Annotated in this window: 9 protein-coding genes and 1 other annotated feature; of the genes, 2 read left to right on the forward strand and 7 right to left on the reverse strand. The window is 35.5% G+C overall.

From position 1 onward, the window contains the following. Positions 1-22: 22 nt before the first annotated feature. From IEV41_RS06295 to IEV41_RS06325, 7 genes are all read right to left on the reverse strand, one after another. Positions 23-1660 carry a cell shape-determining protein gene (locus tag IEV41_RS06295; protein WP_188387560.1) on the reverse strand — a complete coding sequence of 546 codons (1638 nt, stop codon included), beginning with the start codon at positions 1658-1660 and terminating at the stop codon, positions 23-25. 297 nt (positions 1661-1957) lie between these two features. Further along, the gene (locus IEV41_RS06300; protein WP_188387561.1) at positions 1958-2755 is read right to left on the reverse strand and encodes a prohibitin family protein; all 798 of its coding nucleotides are present in this window, start codon (positions 2753-2755) and stop codon (positions 1958-1960) included. A gap of 800 nt (positions 2756-3555) precedes the next feature. Continuing rightward, positions 3556-4893 carry a sodium-dependent transporter gene (locus tag IEV41_RS06305; RefSeq protein WP_188387562.1) on the reverse strand — a complete coding sequence of 446 codons (1338 nt, stop codon included), beginning with the start codon at positions 4891-4893 and terminating at the stop codon, positions 3556-3558. 279 nt (positions 4894-5172) lie between these two features. Then, positions 5173-5393 (reverse strand) — a binding site (T-box leader). Between the two features lie 78 nt (positions 5394-5471). After that, positions 5472-6389: a cysteine synthase A gene (cysK, locus tag IEV41_RS06310; RefSeq protein WP_188387563.1), complete on the reverse strand. Its 918-nt coding sequence runs from the start codon at positions 6387-6389 to the stop codon at positions 5472-5474. Positions 6390-6559: 170 nt separating this feature from the next. Next, the gene (locus tag IEV41_RS06315) at positions 6560-7051 is read right to left on the reverse strand and encodes a methylated-DNA--[protein]-cysteine S-methyltransferase (protein WP_188387564.1); all 492 of its coding nucleotides are present in this window, start codon (positions 7049-7051) and stop codon (positions 6560-6562) included. A gap of 59 nt (positions 7052-7110) precedes the next feature. Then, on the reverse strand, positions 7111-8727 hold the full coding sequence (locus IEV41_RS06320; protein ID WP_188387565.1) for a sensor histidine kinase: 1617 nt from the start codon (positions 8725-8727) through the stop codon (positions 7111-7113). Positions 8728-8834: 107 nt separating this feature from the next. Beyond that, positions 8835-9548, reverse strand: a complete 714-nt coding sequence (locus tag IEV41_RS06325; protein ID WP_188387566.1) for a response regulator transcription factor — start codon at positions 9546-9548, stop codon at positions 8835-8837. 106 nt (positions 9549-9654) lie between these two features. Between IEV41_RS06325 and IEV41_RS06330 the strand changes: the two genes are divergently transcribed. Together IEV41_RS06330 and IEV41_RS06335 are read left to right on the forward strand one after the other, a co-directional pair. After that, on the forward strand, positions 9655-10338 hold the full coding sequence (locus tag IEV41_RS06330; RefSeq protein WP_188387567.1) for an ABC transporter permease: 684 nt from the start codon (positions 9655-9657) through the stop codon (positions 10336-10338). Further along, positions 10338-11246 (forward strand): ABC transporter ATP-binding protein, encoded by a 909-nt coding sequence (locus IEV41_RS06335; protein ID WP_188387568.1) that lies wholly within the window; start codon positions 10338-10340, stop codon positions 11244-11246. Before IEV41_RS06330 ends, IEV41_RS06335 begins: the two co-directional genes overlap by 1 nt. The last annotated feature ends 34 nt before the right edge of the window (positions 11247-11280 follow it).

Below are 11280 nucleotides of genomic sequence, written 5' to 3' on the forward strand. Positions count from 1 at the left end.
GGGAAATATCCCTCCACGTTGCTTATTTTAAATCGATATTTTTGTTATCAAACTCTTTCACTGTTATCCCATCCATATTAGGTAACTCGATGTACTTATAATCAATTACATCATTTTCTTTTGTTAAAGCGACTTCTTTAGATACCGCGGATGGAACAATAATTAAGCTATTTGGCTTTTCTTTCACAACGATGTAGAACAATTGATTCCCTTCTGTTGTGACCGAACCTATTCTTTCTACTGTACCAGTTTCAGATTTCTCTACACCGTTTGTTTCTAAATTACCTTGAACCCCTTTACCTGCCAGAGCTTTTACATAACTATTTAATGTTGCTTGTAATGTATCGCCAGTTGCTACAAGGTTATAGTTCTCTACATTTACCATTCCGTATGATTTCACAAGACCTTTTTTGTCTTTTAATGTTAAGAAATACGTTGGTTCATTTTGAACATTAATTAAAATTGGATGTGTTGCTTTGTACTGTAAGTTTTGTACACTTCCTTCTGCCGACTGCATACCCGCTGTTTCTGTTGCGCCTGATACATTATACTTCGTCGTTTCTCCAGTACGTGTATTTGTAAGTGCAAATCCAACTGTTGATTCATCTTTTCCTACACTTGAAATTCCTGTATAGAAGAAACATTCTCCATTGTTATAAATAACTTGCATTCCTTCTGTTGTTTTCAACTTATCTTGGTTCGAGAAGTTGAAGAATCCGTGTACATACTCTCCCCAATAATCTAAGTGCTTTTCAACTGTCGATTGTGGTTGAATAATATCTACCCATTTCGGTGTATCTTCCACCGTGTATTGTTGCATCTCGCCAGTTTGTGCATCAATAATCAATGTACCTGTAATCACTTCTCCAGAAAGTCCAATCGTATGATCATACGTAGAAGCTACCCAGTAAGGATTTCCTTCATCATTCAATTCAAATGAGTAGTCTTTAATTCCCTGTGTTGGATGACTTAAGTATGCATGACGCTCAACATTTGAATTAAAGTAAGCGCTTGATAAATACTTCAATTTAATATCTTTCCCATTCAATTGTGTAACTAATTCTACATCCTGCGCATCAGTAGCACTTACTTTCACATATCCTTGCGTACCTTCTCTATTTTGGAACCATTTAAGAATTCCTGAATGCTCAAGTGGTCCTACATAATATAATTTCCCATCAATTTGTTGAAGCGTTAATTCCCCTACTTCAACCTGACTCCCTAACGCTGGTATTTCTCCTAATTTTTTATCTGCATAATTCCCTGCTAATTCTTTATCAATTGTAGGCAATTGCTCTAGGTCAACGTGCGCCACATCCGATTCAAATTTTCGTTCTTCTACTTCACCGATTAAGTGATGGTAGTCTTTGCTATGGATAACTGTTGTTGTCATAAAGAAGAAAACAACATTCATTAAAATAAGAAGTGAAACCGATCCAATCCCAACTATTGCAAATTGTTTCGCATTAAATCTTCTGAACAAACTCATGAATACTATGTAACTACTAAACAAGATAATAAGTAAAATATTAATCTTGAATCCCCATCTGTAGTGCAATGGTGACACGTTAAAATACATAATAATTCCAAATACTATTGCACTAAAAATCAAACTTAAAACAAACGGCAATCCAAAATAACCATTCGATTTCTTTTCCATATGTAATCCCCTTTCATCTCTGTAACACATTCGCTACACCATTATATTAACACCTATATACGAACTAGTCAATAGAAAAAGTCAAAAAACAAGTTCAAAAGAACTTTTCTTTAGAAAGAATAAAACTCAACCACGAAGGGCGAGTTTTATTTTAATGCTTTATATGTACTATACTGTGAATAAATGGCGCAAATAATACCTTTAATGAAATCACAAATATTTAACGAATCATGTAGATTATGGATTCCTCATTCACCTTTCCTCCAAAAAATTCACATACTGCTTAGTCATTTATCACTACTTATTTGTATCAACAATTGCTTGACCTGTTTGAACTTCAACCCAACCATGTTTCAAACGTGCTTCAGCTTCTTTCATTTTGATTAGTTCTTCTGTAATGGAAGAACTAATTGTTTTATTTGCATCTGCTTCAGCTTTTGCTTCAATCATTTTCTTCTCTGCAGCAATCTCAGCTTTCTGCTTCTCAATCTCTAAAGCTTTTAACTCCTGTTGTTTATTTACAACATCTTGAATGGCTTTCTCTGTTTGCTCATCGTAAGAAGGTTTTCCAAGTACAATACTAGAAACATTAAATCCTTTCTCTCCTACTTTGTTAGTAAATGCTTCAAAAATTTTCGCTTGGATTTCTGCACGATTATTATTTAAATCTAAAATAGTGTATTTAGAAACTACTTCAGAAGCGATACCCATCATACTATTTTTTAAATATCCTTGTTCCAAAGCCTTTGAATCTTGACCACGCCACTCACTATAAATATCACTTACTTTAGCGGGATCGTTTTGATAGTCTAAAACCATAGACATTGCGATTGTCTTTGTGTCTGCTGTTGGTAACGAAAACTCATACTCCACTGTTTCTGTGCTGATTGGATACTCAGTAATTCGTGCCATTGGCGATACAAAATGCAAACCTTCCGTTAATACTTCCTCTTGTACTCCACCTTGCATTCTATCAAATACTACTCCAACTTTACCTTGTGATACTGTCTCTGTGCACAAGAAGAATCCTGTAGCTCCTACCACTGTAACTAATCCTGTCCAAGCAATACGTTTAATTGTTCTCATTTCCATCATTTCCAATCTCCCCTGTCTCTCTTTTTGCTATTTTTCATTTATATTTTTTACCTGATAAATACCAAGCAATGGAACCTATAACTAAGATTACAAATAGAACATATGCCATAATAACTCTCCTTTAAATAAAAGAATCTCTTCACTCTCTCATATAGCGCTTTCATTGGAGCGCCAACATTAAACAGGATCACAAGTCAATAGCAATTTATAAACTATTAATCTTAAAAGTCCATCTAAAATGAATCCGTAACACATTAAAATACATCATAATTCCAAACACTAAAAATTAAACTCAAAACAACAATCCAAAATAACCACTCTCTTTTTTCTCCCTCTTTATTTATGTAAAATGCTTCCTACAAACACATATTAACACGCACTTATGAATAGGTCAATAGAAAAGTCTAAAAACAAGTTCAAAAGAACTTGTTTTTAGACAAAAAAATAAAACTCTCCTATGAAGGACGAGTTTTGTCTGTAACATTTTATATGTCCTGAGCTATAAGTAAGTTGCGTAAATAATGATGAAACTGTTTATTTCCTAGTGTACATTTTTCTATATCTATTCCTGTCATGATCGAAAGTCCCGATCATAACTTTTCTCCCCTTCGCAAAAAGTAAGACTAGACTATCCGCTCTCAACAATTGGATATCCAGTCTTACTAACAACTTATAATGAGCAAATTCAAAGAAAACATTGCTTTTTTATGAAAAAATAATCTCATCATTTAGTGATGAATCTTTATTTTGATAGATAGAAAATAATCACCGCTTTTTTACTCATTATAAGTAACAATATACTATATAACCCCAATTACATCTAAGAACACAATGATAATAGCTATTGGTGCTACGTAGCGAAGCAGCATTAACCAAAGTATGAATAGTTTATATCCTTTGTTTTCACTTACTCCTAATTCTTTCATTAATACTTCTTTCTTCATCTTTAGTGGAACGAATATTGCTACAAGTAGTACACCTAACGGCATTAACACGTTACTAACCGCAAAATCCGCTAAATCAAAAATTGTTTTACCGTAAAATGTGACATCACTTAGTACACCAAATGACAGTGCTGATGGAATACCTACGACGAAAATACATAAGCCAACAATGCTTGCTATTTTCCCACGCTTCTCCTTATTTTTAGAGATAAGTGAAGCAACACTTATTTCTAACATCGAAATTGCTGATGTAACAGTCGCAAAGAAGAATAGGAATAAGAATACGACGAAGAATATTTTTCCGAATGCCATTTTGCTGAAGATTGCTGGTAATACGATGAAGAGAAGACCAGGTCCTTGTGCTGGCTCCATACCAAAAGCAAATACGACTGGGAAAATTGCTAATCCTGCAAACAATGTGATCATAATTGTTAGACCAACGATTGAAAATGCTGAGCGTGTTAAACTCTCTTCTTTCGGTAAGTATGAACTATATGTCACCATTACTGCTACACCTACTGATAGGGAGAAAAATGATTGTCCCATCGCATACAGTACTGTTTCAGATGTTACTTTTGAGAAATCAGGCTGTAAGAAGAAGCTAACCCCTTCCATCGCCCCATCTAATGTTAATGAACGAATAATTAGCACAAAGAATAAGACAAATAATGCTGGCATTAAGTATTTATTTACTTTCTCTACCCCGTTTTGTACACCTTTACTCACAATGAAAATAGTCAATAATAAGAATAATAACTGTGCGCCAACTGCTAAATAAGGATCAGAAATAATTTGTCCGAAAACAACATCGTACGATCCTGTTGCTTCCCACAATTGTCCTGTTATTGCATTCCATAAATAAAGTAAAATCCAACCACCGACAACACTATAAAACGATAGTAAAATGAAACACGTAATAATTCCAAGTCTTCCTACCCACGGCCATAATGTACGCGGCGCAATGTCATCATATGCTTGTACTGCTTCTTTTTGTGTACTTCTTCCAATGACAAACTCCGCTAATAATAACGGCAAACCTATTAACAATGTAAAGCCAATGAAGATAAGGAAGAACGCACCTCCACCTCCAACACCAGCCATATATGGGAACTTCCAAATTGCACCTAAACCAATTGCAGATCCTGCCGCTGCCAAAATAAAACCTAGTTTCGATGTCCATTGTTGAGCTTTCATTTCTCTCTACCTCTTTCCTCTTTTGTATTAGACTTCCCTTCAACTACTGTTTGAACTACCACGTCCCTTCAAAAAAATAAAAAAATCGCCCCTACGTAAATACGTAGGGACGACAAAATATCGCGGTACCACCCTAATTGTGAAGATACACCAAAATAGAACCGAATAAAAAACGCCCCTACGCCAAATACGTAGGGACGACAAAATATCGCGGTACCACCCTAGTTATGAAGACACACCTAAAATAGAACCGAATAAAAAAACGCCCCTACGTAAATACGTAGGGACGAAAATATCGCGGTACCACCCTAGTTGTGAAGAAATTCTTCACCACTTACTTTGATAACGGTAATAACTACCGTCTTCCACTTCCTCTTAACGAGATTTATGAAAGATGCTCGAGGACGAAATTCATGAATAATCTATATACTGATTCTCACCAACCATCAGCTCTCTGAAATAGGGAGACATTCACTACTGCTTCCTGTCATTGCTTATTATAAGACGATTTGATTACTATTATTTTTATCATAGAAGTTTTCACCTGTCAAACACTTTTTAGAAAATTTCAACCTTCTTTACTCAAATAATCCCATACTTAAGTAACGCTCACCTGTATCCGGCGCAATACAAAGGACTTTCTTTCCTCTACCTAATCGCTTTGCTATCATTATCGCCGCAAAGACCGACGCACCAGAAGATGGTCCTACTAATATTCCTTCTTTTCTTGCTAAATCTTTCATTGTTTCCACCGCATCGTCATCAGCAATTTGAATGATTTCATCGTAAATATCCGTATTTAAATTTTTGGGAATAAATCCTGGGCTTGTCCCAACTAACTTATGCGGACCAGGTATACCCCCAGATAAAACCGGCGATCCTTTTGGCTCTACAACAGCGACGTACAAATTCGGTAACCTCTCTCTTAGAGCCTCTCCCGTTCCTGTAATCGTTCCACCTGTTCCCGCAGTCGCAACGAATGCATCTAATTCCCCATCCATTTGCTCGTACACTTCAAGTGCTGTTGTGATACGGTGAATATTTGGATTTGCACTATTCTCGAACTGTTGCGGGATGAAGCTGTTCGGAATTTCTTGTTGGAGTTCAATTGCTTTTGTAATAGCTCCTGGCATCCTTTTCTCTGCTGGTGTTAAGACAACTTCTGCTCCATATGCTTTTAATAAATTAATACGTTCTTTTGACATGTTATCAGGCATAATAAGAATTGCTTTGTACCCTTTCGCCGCTGCGTTCATTGCCAATCCAATACCCGTATTTCCACTCGTTGGCTCGATAATTGTGTCACCTTGCTTAATGATACCTTGCTCTTCTGCCATATATATTAAATTATACGCCGCGCGGTCCTTCACACTACGAGATGGATTATACATTTCTAATTTCACGTATACATCTGCACTCTCTTCCGGCACTATGCGTGACAATTTCACAACAGGAGTATTTCCGATTAACTGTGTGATGTTTGTATAACGATTCATCTATTCACCTACTTTACAAAAATTAAATCCCTATTTTTCTTATACGCAAACTATTTAATAACTACTATAACACTTCTCAAGAGACTATAAAAAAATAATGATTCGCTTTTTCATACTCACCAACAATAAAACCCATCAACTTACTATTAGTATAAGTTAAAGGGCATTCTTTAATTTTTATTATTTTCTTTATTCGTTAGTACATTCTCATGTTGAAGTAACCACTCTTTTCTCCACAAACCACCTCCGTAACCTGTTAATTTTCCATTTGAGCCAATAATCCGATGGCAAGGAACAACAATATTTAATTTATTTTTTCCGTTTGCATTTCCTACTGCTCGAATAGATTTCTCATTTCCAATAGCCACTGCAATCTCTTTATATGTAGCTGTTTCGCCAAAAGAAATACTTGTTAAAGCACTCCAAACATTTTTTTGGAATGGTGTCCCTGCATTCCAAATAGGAAATGTAAATACTTTTCGCGCACCATTAAAATATTCAATCAGTTGATGATAGCAATCTTGAACTACGGATGGGGTATTTTCCTGTACTCTATGTTCTATTTCTTCTCTTTCCGAAAACATAATAGAACAAATTGCGTCTTCCGTACCTGTTATTTCAATCATCCCAACAGGTGATAAATAATCTACCATATGTTGCATCGTAATAACCTCCCTGTAGTAATATAGATATTTCTATTTTCACTATCACTTCTACATATTCATCCGTTATTTCTATTCGTATCAGTATTAGTAGGAAAAAGTAATTTAATAACCGTCCCTACACCTTTTTGACTCATCACTTGCACTTCTCCACCATGAGCTTGTACTAACTGATGTGCAATCGCCATTCCTAGACCTGAGCCATCGCTACTATCCGTTGTCGTTCCACCTCGATAATAACGATTGAATAATTTGTCTATTGTTTCTGTATCCATTCCAACTCCATTGTCTTTCACCAAAATAGCTGTAGATGTACGGCGTTGTTCAACTACTACTGTTATTTCTGTATCACTTGGGTTATGTTCCCTTGCATTTGCCAACAAATTATTCATCATTCTAGTAAACCATTTTACATCAATATCTAGAAAGACTTCTTCTTGCGTACATTGAAGTTGTACTAGATTATCCGCCATACAATAGGACTTCACTAGTTCTCTTAATAAGGATACAACTTCTCTCTTTTCTTTTTGCAATGGTAAACCATTATTTTTTAATCGATATGTTAACGTAAGGTCATCAATTAGTTCACTCATATACGCAGACTTTTCCTTCATAATATGGCCGAATTCCATCGTCTCCTCCTTCGACCACGTATAAGCATCCGTTTCTAATAACGTCGCATATCCGTAAATAGAGGAAAGAGGTGTTTTTAAATCATGAGATAAACCTGTAATCCATTCTTCTCTCGTCTTTTCTATCTTTTTCTGTTCCTCTGCATTTCGTTTTAACGTGTCACCTAAAGATTCTAAGGAAACAAGAACACCTTTAAATACTCGATAGCGTTTATGTAGCACATTCCTTTTATTTAAAAGTGGTTTTTTCCCTTTTTTGTTTCTTGGCTCTTCTAATTTCCCCTCAGACATATTATTAACCCATCTCATTATGTGTAAAATCGGAATTCCAAATTTCTTGCCATACCAGAAGGCTAAACTAGCAATTAACAAAATTAAAAGCATAATGGCTACTAATATTGCTTTTAGCATATTCATACCAATATGAACATCCATAACATCATCTGGACTATACTTAATGTTATCAATTCCAACTACATATAATAACTCTTCTCTTTCTATATAGCTCGTAGATAATTGAACTGGCGAATTCCATGGTTCTTTCTCCGCCGACAAAATATCATTAAATGTGTAAGTAGCATCTTTCGTCAATCCGAATTGCTGTATTTTTTCCCCTTTGGCATTATATACATGCATCCATGCATGCTGCTGTTGTAGGTAATCGTTGTCTTCATTCGTAATGGTAGGAAATGTTTCTTTGTTCTTTAACACATTCAATATACGTTTACTTTTGTGTGTTTCTCCATATAAGACTGATACTTGTTCCCCAGATGGAAGTTTAACAGACCAATGGTGCGTTTTGTAATTCTCTAAATCAAGAGTAACTAAATCGATAAAACGATATGACACTGGTACGTCATTAGGTGTATTCACACTCCCAATGACTACGCCTTCTTCATCAATGACTTGTAGCCATCCATCCTTCGCTAAAACCGATTCACGAATCTCTCCCTTTATATATGCTTCACTATCCTCTATCTCTATACCGTACTCCAAATACCCAACTGATACTCTTGTGAAATCAGACTCTCTTTCAGCAGACATAAGCTCCCCTGCCAAATAAATGAGCAATACGAGCAGAAAAGTAATAATAATAAAAAGTAGCCCTACAAAATGAAACACGAAGCGAAATGTGAGCCTACGCCTTATATTCATCTTTGTACCTTCCCATGACTCACCATTTTGTAACCAAGTCCTCTTAACGTTAGTAAATATTGTGGTTTACTTGGATTCTCTTCAATCTTTTCTCGTATTTTCCGAATATGTACCATCACTGTATTTTCATCGTATAGAAGATCATCTCCCCACACTTGATAATATAATTGTTCTTTCGTAAATACTCGGTTGCAATTTTGACAAAAGAAAGCTAATAGTTTATAAATTTGAGCCGTACAAGGTATACTCTTCCCTTCTACAATAAGTTCAGCAGATTGTAAGTTTAATTGAAACCTTCCATAGTCTAGCACTCGTTCTTGCTCTATATGCCCTTTCGTCGCAAGATAACGAGATAATTGTGCTTTCACACGTGCAACTACTTCAAGGGGATTAAATGGTTTCGGAATATAATCATCACATCCATATGCAAATCCTGTTAATTTGTCTAAGTCCGACGTTTTCGCAGAGAGAAAGAAGATAGGAACATTAGAAGTGGCTCGTATTTGAGGTACTAATTCATATCCAGACATGCCCGGAAGCATAATATCCAAAATAATTAAGTCGTATGTATATTGTTCGATTAACGTAAGCGCCTCTTCCCCACTTGTACAACTATCTACAGAAGAAAAACCCTCCTTCTGTAAAACTAATTTCACCATATTCAAAATGGCCACTTCATCGTCTACAATTAAAATTTTCCCTTTATTCATGCAATACCCCTTTTCATTTTAAGGTTATATTAAGGTTGTATTAAATAAGCAATAAACTGCCATTATTATACTAAAGATAAGCAAGTAATGGGAAGGAGATAACAATATGTGGGCAATTTGCACTCATGAATTTAAAAGTTACTTTAAGAGCATCAAATCGTTGATTATCATTGCTATTTTCGCCGGTACAGCATACTTAATTGCTGATTTCTTTGCAGAATACAAGGAAATCATTCCGCCAGAAATAGGAAATGACGTCTATGCATTCGGTACAGTATTTGTCGTTTATTTCTTAGGAAGTTTATTTATCGCAGCTATTTCACATGATGTTATTAATCGTGAAATAAGTTCAAGAACGATGAGATTCCTTGTCACAAAAACAACTCGAACAAATATCATACTAGGGAAATTTCTTGGAGGATGGTTATTTTGGCTATTTTGTATCACTGCATCCTTCGCCATCATTTTTATCATGTCTCACAAGTTTTTATGGAAAGGCCTGCTAGAATGTATGGTTTTCATATCCGTTGCTCTAGCAATTAACCTTCTTTTCTCTATTTTATTACCAAAGCCAGGATTGTCGATGTTTTTCGGAATCGTCTTTGGACTTGTCTTTCCAGCACTTAGCTTTGCTGCAATTTATTCTGAAAATATATATATAAACTGGTTGAAGCTCATTACCCCTTATTACTATACAGATTTAGGTGGGTACTATCCTCTTATTAACATCCTTTATGCTGGATTATTAGTATTCCTGTCACTCATATTATTTAAGAGGAGAGATTTATAATGAATGTTATTGAAACAGTGAACCTTTCGAAGAAGTACGGATCGAAGACAGTCGTAAATAGTGTTCATTTACAAGTGAAAAAAGGAGAGATTTTTGGTTTTTTAGGTAGAAACGGCGCAGGTAAATCAACCTTTATTAATATGATTACTGGCATCACTACTCCCTCGGCAGGATCGTTCAAATTACTGAATGAATCTACTCTGCAACACGTTCATAAACGTATTGGTGTACTACCTGATTATTCTTCTTTCTATGACTCCTTGACTGCGCTTGGGCACCTAAAGTATTATGCGAATATTAATGGATATACATTATCGAATGAAAGAGGAAAAGCAGTACTAGAGCGTGTAGGACTACTTGAGCATGCGAATAAAAAAGTCGGGAAGTACTCATTTGGAATGAAGAAGAAACTAGGTATTGCACAAGCAATTATACATGATCCAGAACTCATCTTCTTAGACGAACCAACATCTGGCGTAGATGCTGAATCAGGTATAAGTATTCGAAGGCTAATTGCCAAGCTACAACAACAAGGAAAAACAATCTTTATGACGTCACATAACTTAGATGAAGTCGAGAAAATATGTAACCGTATTGCTATTATGAAAGACGGAGAAATCACGCACGCAGGTACGATAGATGAATTACGTGCTCGCTATTCTTCATCTATTCAACTGGAGCTAAAACACACCCCATTCTCTGAGCACATGCAACCTATTATGGATGACTTTTTACAAGATATTGGAAAAGGTGTTATCACAAATAATAATAAAACAACGTTAACAGTGGACAAAGAAGCTACTATTCCACGCATCGTTAAAGAATTTACAAAGTACGATATTGATTTATATAAATTACACGTTCATACACCTTCCTTAGAAGATATCTTTTTGGATGAGAGTAAATAAAGAGTAAACCAAATAGCTACTAGCATTTATTTCC

This window comes from Priestia taiwanensis (assembly GCF_014638355.1).
Taxonomy (GTDB): domain Bacteria; phylum Bacillota; class Bacilli; order Bacillales; family Bacillaceae_G; genus Priestia_D; species Priestia_D taiwanensis.

Coding starts and splice junctions, on each gene's coding strand:
- IEV41_RS06335 (WP_188387568.1), top strand. CDS start 10,338: ATGAATGTTATTGAAACAGTGAACCTTTCGAAGAAGTACGGATCGAAG.
- IEV41_RS06305 (WP_188387562.1), bottom strand. CDS start 4,893: ATGAAAGCTCAACAATGGACATCGAAACTAGGTTTTATTTTGGCAGCG.
- IEV41_RS06330 (WP_188387567.1), top strand. CDS start 9,655: ATGTGGGCAATTTGCACTCATGAATTTAAAAGTTACTTTAAGAGCATC.
- IEV41_RS06320 (WP_188387565.1), bottom strand. CDS start 8,727: ATGTCTGCTGAAAGAGAGTCTGATTTCACAAGAGTATCAGTTGGGTAT.
- IEV41_RS06295 (WP_188387560.1), bottom strand. CDS start 1,660: ATGGAAAAGAAATCGAATGGTTATTTTGGATTGCCGTTTGTTTTAAGT.
- IEV41_RS06300 (WP_188387561.1), bottom strand. CDS start 2,755: ATGATGGAAATGAGAACAATTAAACGTATTGCTTGGACAGGATTAGTT.
- cysK (WP_188387563.1), bottom strand. CDS start 6,389: ATGAATCGTTATACAAACATCACACAGTTAATCGGAAATACTCCTGTT.
- IEV41_RS06315 (WP_188387564.1), bottom strand. CDS start 7,051: ATGCAACATATGGTAGATTATTTATCACCTGTTGGGATGATTGAAATA.
- IEV41_RS06325 (WP_188387566.1), bottom strand. CDS start 9,548: ATGAATAAAGGGAAAATTTTAATTGTAGACGATGAAGTGGCCATTTTG.